We start from the raw sequence: 18,235 nt of genomic DNA, 5'->3' as shown, positions 1-18,235 counted from the left end.
ACTCTGCCAATGAACTCTTTTTTTAATACTTTAATTATGGTGATAATTTTTTAAAATTGTCTTATTTACAGTATTCATAACTAACTTGACACATTCATCCACTGAAAACTTCATTGTGTCTAATATCAATTCAGGATTTTGTGGAATTTCATAGGGATCTGAAATTCCTGTATAACCATCTATCTTGCCTTCCTTTGCTTTTTTGTAAAATCCTTTGGGATCTCTTCTCATGCACTCCTCTATATCTGCTTTTACATACACTTCTATAAAATTTTCACTGCCTATTTTTTCTCTGGCAAAATTTCTCATAAAAGCATAGGGTGATATAGCAGCTACCAGCGTTATCAATGCCGCATCTTTAAATAGAAATGCAACTTCTGCAATTCTTCTTATATTTTCATTTCTATCAGTCTCAGTAAAACTTAGATCACTATTTAATCCATGTCTTACATTGTCTCCATCCAGCCTATATACTGCTTTATTTCTCTTTATAAGTTCCTTTTCAACTTCCGCAGCTATTGTAGATTTTCCAGCCCCAGAAAGTCCTGTAAACCAAACTACTATTCCAGGTTGATTTAAAGTTCTGCATCTATCTTCATATGAAATATTTCCATTTTGCCACACTATATTAGTATCAGCATATTTAAAATTATATTTTTTAATAAAAGGCTTTTCTTTTATTAAATCCCAGTTTTTACCTGGGGATTTAATAATAATCCCTCCTCCTGATATTTCATAATCATCTACTATAATAAACCTGCTGGTAGATAAATTTTCACTGCATAAATCAAAAGCTATATTTCGATTTGATTCAATCTCACATTCTGCCACATCATAAGTTCCTATTTTATCCTTTTTTACTTTTTTCAAATCAGATGTATCCAATACATTTAACACATTACTTAATTTAACTCTTACTTTTGATGTTCCTATTTTTAAATAATAATCCTTGCTTTTTTCCATAGGATTTTTGCCAAGCCAAAAAATATTGGCAATTATTCTTGAAGAAACTATCGGTTTAGGATCTGAGGCTTTAACCGCAATTTCTCCTCTTTTTACATATATTTGCTCTCTTAAAGTAAAACCTATTGCCTCTTTTGCAAATACACTCTCTTTAGGCTCAGCATTAAAAACTTCTATACTATCAACTACACTTCTTTTACAAGAAGGATAAAACACTACTTCATCTCCAACACTTAACTTTCCCGTTTCCACAGTCCCAGCTATAATTCTTCTCGTGTCTCCTCTTTCAGTAAATTTATAAACATCCTGTACATGCATTCTAAATGGTTTATTTTCCGGTAAATTCTCCTTTATAAAGCCATCTAAAACCTGAATTACAGTATTTCTATTATACCATTTCATATTATTAGATAAATTTATAAGATTATCTCCACATCTTCCACTTACAGGTATAAATATAAAATTTTCAATTCCAATTTGTTTTAAAAATTCACTATAATCTTTCACAAGATTTTTATAAACTATTTCATCATAATTTATAAGGTCCATTTTATTTATAAGTACAGCTATCTGCTTTATGCCAAGCATCGAAAGCATATAGCCATGCCTTTTTGAATTTTCTCTAATACCTTCAAAAGCATCAATTACAAGGAGAGCAGCCTCTGCTCTTGAAGCTCCTGTTATCATATTTTTCAAAAATTCAATGTGTCCTGGTGCATCAATGATCATATAATTCCGTTTTTTCGTTTTAAAAAAACATCTGGCAGAATCAATGGTAATTCCCTGACTTTGTTCATCCTTTAAGGCATCAAGTAGGAATGCATATTCAAAGGGCTTTGAATTTCTCTTACATTTTTCCTTTATACTCTCTAATTTCCCTTTTGGCAGCGAATTTGTATCTGAAAGCAGCCTTCCTATTATTGTACTTTTCCCATGATCCACATGACCTACAACTACTATATTCATATCTTCTTTAATATCTTTCGCCATAACATTCACCTACATATATCCTTCTTTTCTAAGTTCTTCAAGACCTCCGCCATCTTCTTTGTCCTGTGCCCTTCCTGATCTTTCAGCAATATCTGCAAACTTTCCCGTTTTTAACTCCTCTATTATTTCATCTACATTAGATGCATTTGACTCCACTGGATTTGTACAAGGCCAACAGCCAAGTGACCTATATCTTTTCCCTTCCCCTTGATTGAAATATAAAGATACCATAGATATGTTTTCCCTTTTTATATATTCCCATATATCAAGTTCAGTCCAATCAAGCAGTGGGTGTATCCTCACATGGGTACCATATTTAAAATCTGTTTTATACTGATTCCAAAATTCAGGAGGCTGGTTTGCCACATTCCAAATATTGTTTTTATCTCTTGCAGAAAAATACCTTTCCTTTGAGCGACTGCCTTCTTCATCAGCCCTTAATCCAACTATTACACCAGTAAAAGGTTCTGGATTTTTTTCAATTTCATATTCTCCTGTTTCATGATTCATTCTATATCTAGGCCAACTGCCATTTAATGTATTAGTTAATGCTTCCGTTTTAAGATTCCGACAACACTGAAGCCTTGTAACTTTTCCATCTGGAAATGTTTTTTTCATTTTTAAAGCCTCAGCATTTTCACCGTATATCATATCCAGTTTCCATTCTCTTGATACTTTATCCCTATATTCAATCATTTCCTCTATTTTATAATGGGTGTCAATATGAATTAAAGGAATAGGTACATGCCCAAAAAAAGCTTTTCTTACAAGCCAAAGCATAACCGTACTATCTTTTCCTATAGACCAAAGCATACATAGATTTTTAAATTCACTATAGGCTTCTCTTAAAATATGAATACTTCTATTTTCCAACATATCTAAATGATCCATACAAAAACCTCCTTTTGATTCTTTTAAGCAGCAAAATCTACAATATTTGCTCTAAAATGCTGCTAGCTATTTCTTTTTCCAAATGCATTCCCTCTGGTCTCTTTATTCTATAAACTAAAACTTCATTAGCAATTTTTGTACACTGTTTAAAATGCCATTCTTTAATATCAAAACCTCTTGTCATAAATCTTCTATAAGTATTTTTTATAACAACATTCAGTCTTTCAATGCCCTTAACTTCCTCAATAATAATGTCTCTTACTGTATCTGGAATAATTTCATATATTATTTTTAATGTTGTAGGTTTCCTATAAAAAAATTCGTTATTAGGTACTGAATATTTATTTAAATCATTAGAAATTCTATTTAAAGATTTTCCTTGAACTTTTTCATCCATTCTCTCTATTGCATCTTCCCAAAGCTTTTGACTTGGATAACTTGGATATACAATAGGCTCATTTAAATCATTTAAAGTTATTGCCGCCACATCATCTGTTACCATTTTACAACCCTGGCTTAATAATGCCCTCCCTATAGTTGACTTACCTGCTCCAGAAATACCTGTTAATAATATCCCTTTCCCTCCAATATTTATACAGCTTCCATGTAAAGGTAAAATCTCTCTTTGGTACAAAAGTGCCCCCATACATGATCCTAACAAATAAACCTTAATTTCCTCAAAGAATGCATCTTTATAAGGTTCAACTATAATCTCATTTCCACTTTTTACAAAGTATTTCGCAATTCCTGCATTATCTAATCTAAAATTATTTTTCCCAATTAACCTGCTTTTTGTATTTATTATTACATTTTCAAAAGTATCTGGTACCTTTCCAAACTTTATGTTTAAGTCTGTATCCCAAGAGTTATCCTCTAAAAGTTCTAACATTTCTATATCTGAACATATTTTAAGACCAAAAGCCTTGTACTTATACGTATGCAAACCCGAATATATATTCATTTAATGATCTTTCCTCCTAATATACAAGCTTTCCACTCCCATCTATATAACCAAATCTAATCATAACTTCTCTATGATCCTCAATTAGCTTCTTAATCTGCTTCTCTGTAAGATGATTTTTCCAATCTCCAATCTCACCTCTACGAAAAAAGGATTTTACCTTAGAAGGCTTTTCCTTAAAACCATTTTTTTCTTCATCTTCTTTTAATTTTTTAAAATTCGATTTTAAAATAGCTTCATTTATTTGTTTTTCATTATAATCAAGACCAATAAATTTTACAGCTTCCTTAAATATTTTTATTGGCTCTAATTTCATATCCTCATACTTCACAATATGAACTGGAATTTGATGAGCTTTTTCAAAGCTTTCTACATGCATACTCCAGGTCAAAAGTTTTTGTTTCAATTGATTGCCTAATTTATTCCTATTGTCACAAAATGCAAAATTCTTATCCCCCATATTTCTTATCACAGTATCTAAATCCTTTGTTGAATGATTCGCAAAAGAAACAGCTACATCTAATGGATTTCTCATAATATATATTACTTTGCTGTTTATAGTTCCAATCAACGGTGTTCCATCTTCTAAATACGTATAAGCATCATGCACCTTTATATACAAATTTCTTTTTAGATTTTCTGATAAATGTTTATATACAACCGGTCTTAATCTATCTATTTCGTTAAATGTTAAATTTGAAGATTCCACCCCTATCATATTATCCAGTACTTCTCTTGAACTAAAAATTCCATCTGTTTTCAATTGATTAATAGTTACTATCTCTTCTTTTTTACTTAATAAATTGGAAATAAAAGTTCTAAACCAAGTATTTCCTGACTTTGGATAGGAAGCAAGCCATATAATATTATTCATGAACTTTCAGCTCCTTTAAAATAAAATCTGTAATCTTATCAATTTCATAAGGATAATCATTAAACATAATTTCAAACATACAAGAATTTCTACCAATGATTAGATGCTTATTAAAGATATCATGTTTTCCCAACATAAGTTCTTCTAAATCAAATCTATAGGTAGCTTTCATAAGTTTACCAAATTTTTCTACACCTTTAACCTTTTTAATTACTAATCCATCTTTATTGTGTCTTTTCAATAGGACTATATCAGATATTTCTATAGGACTTTCATAATATTTATCTTTAATATTAAATGCATATTTATTAATTTCTTTTCTTATAGGGGTATATACATTAATATTTTTTTTCTCTTTTACCAAGGTATCCTGCCAAACATTTAATTGAGGTATTCCTCCAAAGATCATAGCTTTACCATTCTCTATTTTTATTGGACAAATTTCATCACAAATTAAACCATAACCTTTATCATAAAGAGATAAGGCAATTGCTGTTTTGCCACTATTTGAAATACCTGAAAATATTACAGCTTTTCCATCCACAACTGCTGCTGAAGCATGTAAAACTAAAAATCCTCTTTGCTGTAGAACTACTGCAAAAACTGAATTTAAAAGAAATACCCTTATATCTTCTTCACAGGAATTTTCATTAGGTTCAATTATGATGTTTTTTCCTTCTTTTACGTAATACTTTGCAATACCGTCGACCTTAAGTAAATACTCATTTAAAGAAGCTTCATAGAAAATACTTTTTATTTTTGAATCTTTAATACATTCTGAAACTTGTGCAATTTTAATATTTATATCCACCGTTGTATCTACATTTTGTGCTTCTAATTGGATAAGTTCTGGCAATTTTATATCAGATTTAATTACAAGTCCAAATGCAATATATATTTTTTCCTCTTTATTCAAATACATCAACTCGTTTCACTATTTGGTAAATACACCAGTGACAGTATATTTATTTTCATTACCACCAGTAACATATATGTCACCACATCTAAGCCACGCATGAGCTATTAATCCGTCTTTTCCTTTTGCAACACCAAAGTACATAGTTGAAGGTATTTTCCTTTTACTAAGTATTTTCTGTGCTGTAATTGCCTTTGCAAGGCAATTGCTGTTCCAGGGAGTAAATTTTGAAGCAGTATTTATGGCCCATTTAACCAATTTTATAGTATTTTCATCTTCACACGAATCATAAGAAGTTTCCTCTCCATGAGTTCCAAATCTTTTAGCCAAATTTTTAAAAGGTACATTTAAAACCAATGCTCTACTTATCCCAAGAATAATAAAAGCTTGTATAAATAATACTTTTCTATTACTATCAAGTTTTATAAATTTATAAACCATTTGTATCATTATGAAAATTTCCTTCCAAATTATTTTGTAAAAAATCTATGAGCATTAATTAAAAGTACTTAAAAAATATAACAAATATATTCCCTTTGGTACCATATGCATTGCTGCAAAATCATTAGGAGTATTACAGCGATTAGTCAGCATTGTATGTTGAAGCATCTTCTCTATCTTTTCAGTGTCAACAATTTCATTTATTAAATCATTCCTTTTAACAGATGAAAGTATTTCTTTTGCTTTTTCCCTTTGATTATTGTACCTTATATTAAAATCTGGTGAAAAAGGCTCCTTTGTAGTACGAAATCTCATTTTATCTGGAAGGAATCCCTTCATTCCTGCACGAATCATATATCTCTTATAACCATTTCTAACCTTCATATCGCCTGGTATAGCAAGGCAAAATTCAATTATTCTTTTATCTGCAAAAGGATATACAGACTGAACATTCTCGTATCCTACAAATCCATTTCCAGGTTTTGGGCGTCTAATGTTGCAAGCCTGAAACTGGTTTTTTCTGTGATTTGGATAAATGGTTGCAAATTTTTTATAGTTATCTTTGTATAAATTTAGCTCTTCTCCAAGCTCTTTTTCTATAAAATCTTTTTTAATAACCGAAAGTTTTTCATTTTGTTCAACATCAAATCTTGGTTTCAAAATTGTCTGTAAATAATTTGGTATCAAAGGTTTAATAACATATCCTTTTAAAAGTTTTAACAGATCTATATTTTCAATATCTCTTTTAAGAGATAACTCTCTCCTCAATTTTAACCATTTTCCTGTTAAAAATAATTCTGCATAATATCCATCTCCATGAAAACTTGGACCCATTTCACCAAAACATCCATCAAGCATAACTCTTGCTCCAAGCTTATTTGCAGCTTCTGCAAAAGCCGTATATAAATAATGACGTGAAGTATATGTAGGTACTTCTCCTGAAAATATAAGCTTATCTAAATTGTCAAAAGGCCCTCCTAAAGGATCTGCTATATACTGAATATCTATACCAGCTCTGCCTTTTAACATATCAATATATTCTCTTTCATCTACAAGCATTTCTCTATACTCTTCTGGTAATACAGCTGAAAAAGCAGTTACTTGTTTTTCTTCTTTGCTTAACAAATATCCTGCCGCTGCAGTAACTGCTGAAGAATCCAATCCACCACTATATAAGCTTGCAACCTTAAAAGCACTTCTAGTTCTAGCTTTTACTGCTTTAAAAAATATATCTTGAAAAGCTTCTATATATTCATCTTCATCTTTAAGTTTAATTCTTTTAGATATATCAAAAGTCCAGTATCTGTAATTGTCCATGCCCTTTGAATTTATTATCATAACTTCCGCTGCTGGCATAATAAATATATTTTCAAAAAATGTATTTCTAAAATCATTTATTATTAATCCTAAATTAGACATAGCAGCAAGCTTTTTTAAATTAGGTTTTCTCTCAATTCCCGCTGCATGTATACCTTTAATTTCAGAAGAAAAAACAAATTTTTCATAGTCTTTATAATAAAAAATTGTCCTCATACCCATTGGATCTGTGGCACAAAATAACTCTTTTTTTCTACTATTCCAAATAACAAACACAAAGTCTCCTAATAAATAATTTATACATTTTCTCTCCCACTTTTCATATGCTTTTAAGATTAAAATACTATCTGGCATATTTTTTTGTAAATCCTCAGGTATTTGAAGTTTCCTAAAAAGTTCTTCACGATTATCAATGCGTGCATTAGAGGTTATGACACATTTAGAAGTATTATCATAGTAAGGTAATTCTTCCTCAAGGGATTCTGGTGTAATACACAGCATTTGGTGTCCAAAAGCTACTTTTCCTTCCTGCCATCTCCTATTTCCGTCAATTCCTCTATGTGAAAGAGAATTCATCATTCCCTTAAATTTATCATCTTCAATGTTTTTATCATTAAAATATACTATTCCACATATAGCACTCAAATGTTTCCTATCTCCCCACTACTTAAACTAATTGTTAATGTATATGGATAAAAATTTTTTATCCATATACACATACTTGTCTAATAATTAAGATTGATTAGAATAAAAAGGGCCACCATCTCCACCCATTCCAGTATTATTTTCTGTATCATTTTGTACAGACATAATAATTAATTCAGGTGTTTTCCAGCTTTTTTTATCACATTTCTTATTTAATTCCTTATTCATTATTTCACCTCCCTTCCATATTTTTATTATTTTGAATTTTCTATTTCTACTAAATTTAATTTTTTCAGCTCATTTAAAAATTTGATTACATCTTTTTCACATTCTTCTGTAGAAACATCAAACTCATCTGTAAGTTTTCTAACTAAATCCTTAACTTTTATGTTTTCTTCTATAAATGCCCATATTACTGTAGATATTTCATTAAATCCATAATAGGATCCATTTTCTATACTCATCATTACAGTCATATCATCCAGCTCCGCTGAAACTACATCTTTAACTCTTTTTATCATAGTTTGTTCATTAATCATCTCATACTCCTCTTCTTATATAAATTATCATCTTGTAAAAAATCTATATGCCCATAAAAAAGGCCTTATTATAAAATACAAGAAAAAATAATCATCTTTTAATTTGATAGTTTTGAAGTCCTCCATTGTTGGAAAGAAATATTGTAGTATATATTTTATCTTGCTATTTTTCTCACTATTTAATTCAATCATATACTTTTTCTTATGAATATATAGTTCTGATTTTGGCTCGTAAATAACTTCTTTATTATTTTTAATAATAGGGATTGCCATCTGTGCCAATTTATATGCCTTTTTATTATCTATCACCAGTTTTCCAAAAATATTGGGTATATCCAATTTAAAAATTTCTTGAAGCAAAATCATAGTTTGAAATAACATGCGTGAAATTTGGGAATTTTCAGATATTTCAATCACTTCTTTCCAATCCAACTTATTCTTTTTTACTATTTCATAAGTATCACAGAGCCATTTCAATCTAAACCATCCATGCTTTGCTCCATGAAATGTCAGATACACAAAATTATCTTCTGGAGAAAGAACATCAATTTTATTTCCTAAAATAAGCCTGCTTTTTCTCTTTTCCCAAATTTTTTCAAAATCAAAGATAAAACAGTCTGAATCATATCTCCAATGGAGCTCTACCTGAACATTTAACTTCTCATTATAATATTCGTAATGATGAAATTTTTTTATAACTATATTTTTTTGTTTTAATGTTAAAGCAAAATCTGGAGTAGTCCTTCTATACCCTATTTTCAATAAAATTTTCTCAGCCTTTTCCATGTCCACAACATGAATTAATATGTCCAAATCCTTAGATGTTCTTAAAGAAACATCTCCATATATATTTATTCCTAGTAATGGACCTTTTAAAGGTAATGCTCTAATTTTGCTTTTTTTCATTAAATCCATCAAACGAATCAGTTCTGCCGTAAATTTTAGTAAATTCAACATATTATTTTTATATTTCTCTCTCAAATTACTCAGCACATATTCTGGCTCGTTTAATTCCTTCATTTTAACTATATTTTTATATACTACAGGATATATTCTGTTATATTCAACAATATTTACAAATAACCTCCAGTTAATTTTTTCTCTCAATATTTCTCGCACAGCAGCTTTTTCTTTATCACCTATTTCTCTTATAGACAATAAAAGCATTAATTTCATTTCTGGAGAAAGCTCACTTATTTCTTCTTTTATTTGACTATTAATCACAGAATTCACCCCTTATCAGGAATATTTACCATAATAAATCAATCATACTTCTCATTTATTTCTCTCTATTTTATCAAATTTAACGATCATATAATAGTGGAAATTTTCATTATATGATCATTAAAATAAAAAAATCACTATCATATAATTTGAACTGCGCCCTGTCTACTTGACAGAGCACAGTTCATTATAAATGATAGTGCTTTTTGTATAACTTATCCGATGACTACCTGCTCTAATACTCCCACTTCTCCAAGTAGGAGTAAAGAGCAGCTACGTCCCTGGATAACGATTTCTAAGCATTAGATGGAGTCAAAACTCCATCTAATGCCAAGAACTTTGTTTATCCTAATTCAATTTTGTTTTGGTTATCATTGTCCTGCTCTAACATATCAGCTGGAACCTTTTTCTTAAGTGTAAGCATAGTAACACCTGCAATTACAAGTGATACAGCCAAACACATATATGCCACTGTATAAGATCCTGTACTAGTTTTTACAAAGCCAACAAAATAAGGTCCAGTAAATCCTCCTAAATTTCCTATAGAGTTAATTAAGCCAGTAGCACCAGCTGCTGCAGGACCGGATAAAAATGACGTAGGTACTGCCCACCATACTCCCATTCCTACATATACACCAATGGCAGTAACACAAGTGAATATAAAGCTTAATACAGGATTAGAAACTAAAGCTCCAAGTGCCATACCTACAGCACCAATAAAAAGTGGAATAGCTACATGCCATCTTCTTTCTCCTGTCTTTGAGGTAGAATTACCATTAATTATGAAACCAATAAGTGCTGCTGTCATTGGTATTATAATTAGCCAGCTGACACTAGAATTACTCAATCCTGATACTGATTTGAGTACTGTTGGCAGCCAAAATCCAAATCCCCAAAATCCTGTAACCCACATAAAATATATAAAACATAATTTGAGAACTGTCTTATCTTTTAAGGCTTCCCATAATGTATATTTCTTTATTGAATTTTTCACAGAAATTTCTCTTTCATATTCTGTTCTTATTGTCTTCTTTTCTTCTGGAGTTAACCAATTGACATCTTCAGGTGAATCCTTTAGCCAAAAAATAAGAATGATTCCATAAATAAAAGCCATAGTTCCTTCTAAAATAAATAACATCTGCCAACCTTTAAACCCAAAAGCTGCAATACCTAATATTACGCCTGCTAAAGGAGAACCAATAATACTTGAAACCAGCATTGAAGTTAAAAGTATTGAAAGTGCCTTAGGCCTTTCCTGTGCATTAAACCAACGAGGAACAATAGCTGAATAACAAACTGGATAAAAACTTGCCTCTGCAGCTCCTACTAAAAAACGAACAATATAAAATTGAAGTTCCGTATGCACAAAACCCATAAGAGCAGTAACTATACCCCAGGTAAGCATGATTCTAACAACCCATTTACTTGGACTTCGCTTCTCTGCAAATACAGTTCCAGGCACCTCAAACACTACGTACCCGAAAAATAGAATTCCTGCTCCCATTCCAAAAACCTGAGCAGTAAATCCCAGATCTTTATTCATCGTCAAAGCAGCATAAGATATATTGAGTCTATCAATATACGCCAGCATAGATGCGATAAACAATGGCAAAATAACATTTAAATATTTCCTTTTAGTAACACTACCTTTAATATTCATAAAATAAAGCCCCCTTCTCTTGTTCCTGTATAATCATATTTCTATATTGTAATTTGCCCCAATTTTTTTAATATTCTAATATTAAGTTATCCTCCTTTCCTACTTATGCATATTTTAACAAATAAAAAAAATCTTTCGTCCTTATAAACACATTTCAATATGTTCATAAGGACGAAAGATATATTTCCGTGGTACCACCTTACTTGCAATTAGATACACCAATTGCCTCTCAATTCAAGTCACTTTAAATAAAAACTTTATTTAACATAAACCCTAACCATATATCGTTGGTATACGTCCTCGTTTACTCGGCAAAAACCTTTCTACTTGGAAACTCCGGAGTGATTTGCATATTTTCATTAACACCAACTTACACCACACATTGGCTCTCTTAAGTTAATAGATTAAATATTTCTTTCTCCATCACAGTTTATGGTATTAAGTATATTATTTCTTTTTAAGATTGTCAAATATTTTTTTGGAATATTTATCTGACTCTAAGAATCACTTTATATTTTAAATTTTTGAACCATCTCATTAAGTTTTTGAGCAAGTTCTGCTTGACTTTGTGCAGTTTTGGATACCTCTATTATTGCTTTTGCCGTTTCATCAATGCTTACCTTTATTGCCTCTGAATGTTCACTAGAGTTCTGTGCATTTTCTGCCACATTCTGCACTGCATTGCTTACTTGACTCACTGTGGCTGTAAGCTCTTCAGACATAGATGCAATTTCCTCAGACATTCTGCTAACAAAATCAGAATCACTATAATATTGATTTCCCATGTTTCCAAAATCCTGAATTTGTGGATCTACATCTTCATTTATAAATTTTAATACATCATTACCGTTTTCAGATAGATTTTTAAATGCATCCTGAACCTTTATAATAGTATCTTGAATACCTGTTACTGCTTGTGAAGATTGTTCTGCAAGTTCTCTTACCTCTTCTGCAACTACTGCAAATCCTTTGCCTTGTTCTCCCGCCCTAGCTGCCTCTATAGCTGCATTTAGTGCAAGTAAGTTTGTCTGTTCTGATATATCTGCAATAGTGTCCGCCATAATCTTTATATCATCTACCACTTTTCCCTCTTCAATTGCCTGCAGCATATGATTTTTCTTCTCTTCATATAAGTTTCGTACTTCTTTTATTGCATCCTTACCCTTTTTCTCAACTTTAACAGCTCTTTCTTTAGATTGGTTTGCATTATTGCTCCCTTCTGCAGCTTTACCAGACAGTTCATTAATGCTAGAATCCACTTCTTCAATAGACGCTGTTATTTCTTCTGATGATGCACTGTTTTCCTGAATTCCAGATGTTATATTCTTTACTGCACCATCTATTTCCTCCGCTTTTGCCGATAACTCTTCTACTGTAGCAGAAAGTTCTTCACTAGACGCGCTAATCTCCTGTGAATTTGACATTATTTCCTTAATTAACTCACTTAAATCTTTCTGCATCATATATAATACGTCGGCAAGTTCTCCTATTTCATCTTTACGTCCAAGTGGTACAACTGTAGTAAAATCTCCTTTGGCTACAGTTTTTATATTTTCTACAGCTAATGTCAAAGGACCTGCTATACATGAATTTAGCAATAAAGATAAGCCTATAGCAAATACTAATCCAACTATTATTAGTATAGTCATAATCTTATTGCTGCTTAAAAATACAGCATGGTTATTAGAATTTTTGATTTTTGCATTGTCAGTGTTTACACTAATTAGCTTATCAAGACTTGAAAACATGGCATCTCTTGTCACTGCTATATGCCCGTATTGTTTAACTGCCTCATCAAAATTTCCAGCATCAATAAGCTTAATAGTATTTTCTCTTAAAGTTATGTACTTACTAGCGTAACTTTTAAATGCAGACCACATTTGTTTTTCTGTGTCATTTTTAGGGAGCTTTTCATAATTCTCAATATATTTATTATTTTCATCTTTATTTAATTGGATATCTTTTTCTAAATCACTTTTCTTTGAAGCATCTTTCACATAAACTAATTGCAGCATATCGCTTTTTATTTCCGTTAAATTTTGTTCCATATCTGTAAGCATATAAACACTCTGTAATCTATTGCTGTACATCTCTTCAGAATTTACATTCACTGTCTTTAGTGACATTATACCTATAGCACCAACTGCAGCAATTAATAAAGCCATTATGATAAAAGATAACATCAATTTTGTTCTTACTTTAATATTTTCAAAAAATTTCACCCTGATTCCTCCTACCTATTTTGATTTTTTAATAAATGCTGAATTTTATTTTCTTTAAGCGGTTTGCTAAAATAATAACCTTGAATCAAATTACAGCCCAAGCCAATAAGTACATCTAACTGTTCTCTTGTCTCCACTCCTTCAGTGATTACTTTATATTTTAAATACTTTGATAATTTCACTATACTGCCAATTACAGCTTTGTTTTTATCATTATGGATATTAGAAATAAATGACTTGTCTATTTTTAACGTATTAACTGGTAAATTAATTAAATAGTTCAAGGAAGAATATCCTGTCCCAAAATCATCTATTGCAATGCTTACGCCGCTTTCCATAAGTTCATTTAATAATTCAATCCTGTCTTCCCCAATTTCAATTAAAGTTCTTTCCGTTATTTCTATTTCAAGTAAAGAAGGTTCTACATTGTGCTTTGCACATATATTTAACACATTGATCTTAAAATCACTTTTTTCTAATTGAATTGGAGAGACATTTACAGATATCTTACTAAATTTATAACCTTTTTCTTTCCATGCACAAGCAGTCTCTAAGGCTTTATTTAGAACCCAATTTCCAATTTGTACAATGTATCCATTATCTTCAGCTATAGGAATGAATTCAGCAGGAGATACATCGCCAAGTTTATCATTATTCCACCTTAAAAGTGCTTCAAAGCCGATAATTTTATTACTTAAAGCGTCAATCTGAGGTTGATAAAAAATATCTAATTCGTTATTAATAATTGAATTCTTCAGTTCACTATCAATTAAAATTTTTCTAAAATAGGGTTGTGCCTTTTTCTTATCAAAAAAAGTGAACTCGTTTTTTCCCTTACCCTTAGATCTACATATTGCAAAATTACAAAACTTCAATAGCTCATCTGGATCAGAGCTATCATCTGGAAAAACAGTTACCCCTAAACTTGTACTAATATAAATTTCTTTACCCATTATTTGAAAAGACTTTTTTAAACATTTATGAATTTTATTACACATTTTCTCTATTTTTTTTATATCATTAAACTTATAAATTAGTATTGCAAATTCGTCCCCTTCTAACCTGAATAATTCACCTTGCTTACCAAGTAATACAGTAATTGATTTTGCAAATGATTTTAAAATCCAATCACCAATGTGGTGCCCAAAATTATGATTTATAATTTTCAAATTATCAATATCAATATATATAAGTGCACCCTTTTTATTATGAATTTCAGCAGTTTTTATTAAATTACTGAGTTTTATCAAAAAAAATTCTCTATTAGGTAACTTAGTAAGACTATCCCATCTTTCATAGAACTTCATATTTGTAATATTAAATATCAATACACCTAGTACACCAGAACTTTCTGTTTCATCTTTAAATATTTTACCCTTAAGTAAAACCCATTTAATTTCTCCACATTTAGTCTTTATTCTAAATGTACTTCGATAAAATTCTAGAGATCCATTAATATAATCATCTAAATCTTGTATTGCCATCATTTTGTCTTTTTCATAAGCTATAATATTAATAAATTCATTCATACTTTTAATAGAGTTAAATTCATATCCTGTTATTTTTTCAGAAATAGCCATTTCGCCTGTATCTATATTCCATTCACAGACTCCAAGATTACCCATATTAAGTGCATATGTATACACGCTTTCATTTTCCAAATTATATTTATCGTTTCTACACATTTTACAATCCTTATCTATGCAAATAATTTTTCTTCTAAACTATTTAACACTTATTCCTATTTGTTTATGTAACTTTTAATTTCTTACCATGTGATTAATATTTTGACTTATTTTTTTATCTACACTATTATTTATTTAGACGAAATAAATATTTTGTCCGGAAAATGAGAATTTTATGCTCATTTTCTGTTTTATTCTTCCAATATAATTCCATAAATTTTAAATTTTGATATTTATTTCTTCATTATTCTGTAAATTACAACATTATTTTAATACTGGTTCCATAATAATTGGATTTTACTCAATATTATGCTATAATTTATTATACAAAATATTTATATTGTACAATTATTTTGAAAAGAGGAACCTAAATGGAAAGAACCGGTAACAAAAAAATAAAATATTTTACTCAGGAGGAAACAAAAAGCCTTTTTAACGCTATCATAAATTTAGATAATATACATGCAGTTAGAGATTTAGCAATTTTTAGAGTTGCTTATAGATGTGGTTTAAGAGCGTCTGAAATTGCTTTGATTAAATTGGAAGATTATAATGCTTCAAAAGGTGAACTTTACTGTAAAAGACTAAAAGGCAGTTGCAATAATACCATAAGACTTGATAATAAGACAAAAGATGCATTAGATAAATATATACATGAAAGCAATTTGTCATCTAACTCTGAAGTTGTATTTAAAAGTCAAAAAAATAGACCTATTTCAAGGCAAACTCTTGATTATCTTATGAAAAAGTATTGTTCTTACTCTAATATTCATGATAAGAGTAAATACCATTTTCATGCTTTAAAACATACTACAGCAGTTCATTTAGCAGAGTCTGATATGGATATAAAAGAACTGCAATGGTGGCTCGGACATAGATCTGTTACTAATACAGAAATTTACTTTCAATTTACGACGAAGCAGCAGGAGAAAATGTATTCCAAACTTGAAGAAAAAAGTGAAATGGTCTAGTAATATCTAAATTTAAAGCTAAAGTGCAAATATAGCATTTTAGCTTTAAATTTATATTGACATAAAAAAACTAGATGATATAATTACATAAATCGAAACTTAAATCATATAAATATCTTAAAGAAAGGATTTAAAAATATGAGTATGGAATTTATTAAGAAAATACCTACAGCACAGGAAATTATACAAGAAATGCCTCTGCCAAATCATATTAAGGAAATTAAACAAAATAGAGATATTGAAATAAAAAAAGTTTTTCAAAATGAAGATGACAAATTTCTTCTTATAATAGGACCCTGTTCTGCAGATAACGAAGATTCTGTTTGCGAATACATTGGAAAGCTTGCAAAAGTTCAAGAAAAAGTAAAGGATTGTATTATCATTATACCTAGAATATATACAAATAAGCCAAGAACCACTGGTGAAGGATATAAAGGAATGGCTCATCAACCAGATCTACATAAAAAGCCAGATTTAGTTGAAGGAATAAGAGCAATTAGAAGGATGCATATAAAAGCGTTAAGTGAATATCATATGCCTGCTGCTGATGAAATGCTGTATCCTGAAAATTATAAATATCTTTCAGATATGTTAAGTTATCATGCAGTTGGAGCTCGTTCAGTAGAAGATCAACAGCATAGATTTACTGTAAGCGGTATTGATATGCCTGTAGGAATGAAAAATCCTACCAGTGGAGATATCCATGTAATGTTAAATTCTATTAAAGCGGCACAGCTTGGACATGCTTTTATTTATGATGGTTGGGAGATTAAAACAAGTGGAAACCCCCTGGCACATGCTGTTTTAAGAGGCGCAGTAGATTCTTATGGAAGAAACATTCCAAATTATCATTATGAAAACTTAACTTATCTCGCCAGCGAATATGAAAAACAAGGTTTATTAAATCCTGCTATTATTGTAGATACAAACCATGCAAATTCAATGAAGCTTTATAAAGAACAGCCCCGAATTGCAAGAGAGGTACTAATGAGTAGAAAATATAGTCCTACACTAAAAAAATTAATTAAGGGATTTATGATTGAAAGCTATCTTGTAGAAGATAGACAAGACGTAAATGATGGTATCTATGGAAAATCCATAACAGATCCATGTCTGGGCTGGGAGGATACAGAAAATTTAATTTACTATATTGCTGAAAACGTGTAAATTTACAATAGATGAATTTATTGGGACAGACGTGAAACCTAAGCTGAAACAAAAAGTACTTCACACCTTAAGTTTCATGTCTATACCCATTTTCATTTCAACTCTAGGTGATGTCATAGGGCATTTCCACAACAAATATTTGATACAAATAATCAAGTTTGTACTAACTTGCCATCGAATTATCTAACGTGATAAAAACCAAGTTATTAAAGATACTATGACAAATATCATTGTCTCTAGTATATAATATTTCATATCTCCTTGTTTAATTATTTTTTCTTCCCTTATTTCTTCTTCCACTATTCTTTCTTCCATTATTATACTCCTCTACAAAATAAGATAATATCATATCAATAAACATAATTGTTTATTTTATATATTTTTTGGACAGTTTATATTTTTATAATACTATTAGTTAAACAAAGATGCAAAGTAAGAAAATAACAAAAATATATTTAATTGGTCATCATTTTTTTAAATAAAAAGAACTATAAATAGATTAATTAAAATCCACTTATAGTTCTTATATAGTAGAGCACATAATAATCTAAGTTGCACCATTATAGATAACATATATCACCTTATTATGATGTTTCCACCATAATAAAGCAGTTCATCACCCATAATAATGGTTTCCTCGACTATATAAAATATCTACACAACTATATATAACCTCTCGGCTATATATAACCATCTCAACACCTCATATAATTTTAGCTCGACCCTATACCATAAGTTGGAACCTTAATATAATCAACTTTAATCAACT

At 30.0% G+C, this 18,235-nt stretch carries 16 protein-coding genes and 1 other annotated feature; of the genes, 2 read left to right on the top strand and 14 right to left on the bottom strand.

The window, feature by feature from the left end; translation table 11 throughout:
- Nucleotides 1-30: 30 nt before the first annotated feature.
- From cysC to DMR38_RS07510, 13 genes are all read right to left on the bottom strand, one after another.
- Nucleotides 31-1,953 carry an adenylyl-sulfate kinase gene (gene cysC, locus DMR38_RS07570; RefSeq protein WP_127720715.1) on the bottom strand — a complete coding sequence of 641 codons (1,923 nt, stop codon included), beginning with the start codon at nucleotides 1,951-1,953 and terminating at the stop codon, nucleotides 31-33.
- 9 nt (nucleotides 1,954-1,962) lie between these two features.
- Complete coding sequence (gene cysD / locus DMR38_RS07565) at nucleotides 1,963-2,844, bottom strand: sulfate adenylyltransferase subunit CysD (RefSeq protein WP_127720714.1); 882 nt, start codon at nucleotides 2,842-2,844, stop codon at nucleotides 1,963-1,965.
- A 37-nt stretch (nucleotides 2,845-2,881) separates the two neighbouring features.
- A complete protein-coding gene (locus DMR38_RS07560) occupies nucleotides 2,882-3,805 on the bottom strand; it encodes a hypothetical protein (protein WP_127720713.1) in 924 nt (307 codons plus the stop codon).
- Nucleotides 3,806-3,821: 16 nt separating this feature from the next.
- The gene (locus DMR38_RS07555; RefSeq protein WP_127720712.1) at nucleotides 3,822-4,679 is read right to left on the bottom strand and encodes a sulfotransferase domain-containing protein; all 858 of its coding nucleotides are present in this window, start codon (nucleotides 4,677-4,679) and stop codon (nucleotides 3,822-3,824) included.
- Complete coding sequence (locus tag DMR38_RS07550; protein WP_127720711.1) at nucleotides 4,672-5,595, bottom strand: hypothetical protein; 924 nt, start codon at nucleotides 5,593-5,595, stop codon at nucleotides 4,672-4,674. Before DMR38_RS07550 ends, DMR38_RS07555 begins: the two co-directional genes overlap by 8 nt.
- An 18-nt stretch (nucleotides 5,596-5,613) precedes the next feature.
- On the bottom strand, nucleotides 5,614-6,045 hold the full coding sequence (locus DMR38_RS07545; protein ID WP_127720710.1) for a lasso peptide biosynthesis B2 protein: 432 nt from the start codon (nucleotides 6,043-6,045) through the stop codon (nucleotides 5,614-5,616).
- Between the two features lie 45 nt (nucleotides 6,046-6,090).
- On the bottom strand, nucleotides 6,091-7,998 hold the full coding sequence (locus DMR38_RS07540; RefSeq protein ID WP_127720709.1) for an asparagine synthase-related protein: 1,908 nt from the start codon (nucleotides 7,996-7,998) through the stop codon (nucleotides 6,091-6,093).
- 87 nt (nucleotides 7,999-8,085) lie between these two features.
- The gene (locus DMR38_RS21745; protein WP_175412942.1) at nucleotides 8,086-8,226 is read right to left on the bottom strand and encodes a hypothetical protein; all 141 of its coding nucleotides are present in this window, start codon (nucleotides 8,224-8,226) and stop codon (nucleotides 8,086-8,088) included.
- Nucleotides 8,227-8,252: 26 nt separating this feature from the next.
- Complete coding sequence (locus DMR38_RS07535; RefSeq protein ID WP_127720708.1) at nucleotides 8,253-8,537, bottom strand: lasso peptide biosynthesis PqqD family chaperone; 285 nt, start codon at nucleotides 8,535-8,537, stop codon at nucleotides 8,253-8,255.
- Nucleotides 8,538-8,564: 27 nt separating this feature from the next.
- Nucleotides 8,565-9,761 carry a nucleotidyltransferase family protein gene (locus DMR38_RS07530; RefSeq protein WP_127720707.1) on the bottom strand — a complete coding sequence of 399 codons (1,197 nt, stop codon included), beginning with the start codon at nucleotides 9,759-9,761 and terminating at the stop codon, nucleotides 8,565-8,567.
- A 343-nt stretch (nucleotides 9,762-10,104) separates the two neighbouring features.
- Nucleotides 10,105-11,421 (bottom strand): MFS transporter, encoded by a 1,317-nt coding sequence (locus DMR38_RS07520; protein WP_127720706.1) that lies wholly within the window; start codon nucleotides 11,419-11,421, stop codon nucleotides 10,105-10,107.
- A 164-nt stretch (nucleotides 11,422-11,585) separates the two neighbouring features.
- Nucleotides 11,586-11,857 (bottom strand) — a binding site (T-box leader).
- Nucleotides 11,858-11,930: 73 nt separating this feature from the next.
- Complete coding sequence (locus tag DMR38_RS07515) at nucleotides 11,931-13,643, bottom strand: methyl-accepting chemotaxis protein (protein WP_127720705.1); 1,713 nt, start codon at nucleotides 13,641-13,643, stop codon at nucleotides 11,931-11,933.
- An 11-nt stretch (nucleotides 13,644-13,654) separates the two neighbouring features.
- A complete protein-coding gene (locus tag DMR38_RS07510) occupies nucleotides 13,655-15,328 on the bottom strand; it encodes a GGDEF and EAL domain-containing protein (protein WP_127720704.1) in 1,674 nt (557 codons plus the stop codon).
- A 371-nt stretch (nucleotides 15,329-15,699) separates the two neighbouring features.
- On the opposite strand from DMR38_RS07510, the gene DMR38_RS07505 reads away from it, so the two are divergent.
- Together DMR38_RS07505 and DMR38_RS07500 are read left to right on the top strand one after the other, a co-directional pair.
- Nucleotides 15,700-16,299 carry a tyrosine-type recombinase/integrase gene (locus DMR38_RS07505; RefSeq protein ID WP_127720703.1) on the top strand — a complete coding sequence of 200 codons (600 nt, stop codon included), beginning with the start codon at nucleotides 15,700-15,702 and terminating at the stop codon, nucleotides 16,297-16,299.
- Between the two features lie 138 nt (nucleotides 16,300-16,437).
- Nucleotides 16,438-17,466, top strand: coding sequence for a 3-deoxy-7-phosphoheptulonate synthase (locus DMR38_RS07500; RefSeq protein WP_127720702.1), 1,029 nt, complete (start codon nucleotides 16,438-16,440; stop codon nucleotides 17,464-17,466).
- Nucleotides 17,467-17,649: 183 nt separating this feature from the next.
- Here the strand turns inward: DMR38_RS07500 and DMR38_RS22505 are convergent, their stop codons facing one another.
- Nucleotides 17,650-17,781 carry a hypothetical protein gene (locus DMR38_RS22505; RefSeq protein ID WP_279230805.1) on the bottom strand — a complete coding sequence of 44 codons (132 nt, stop codon included), beginning with the start codon at nucleotides 17,779-17,781 and terminating at the stop codon, nucleotides 17,650-17,652.
- Nucleotides 17,782-18,235 lie beyond the last annotated feature (454 nt).

It is taken from the genome of Clostridium sp. AWRP (genome assembly GCF_004006395.2).
Taxonomy (GTDB): domain Bacteria; phylum Bacillota; class Clostridia; order Clostridiales; family Clostridiaceae; genus Clostridium_B.
This window is presented reverse-complemented; position numbering and strand designations above follow the sequence as displayed.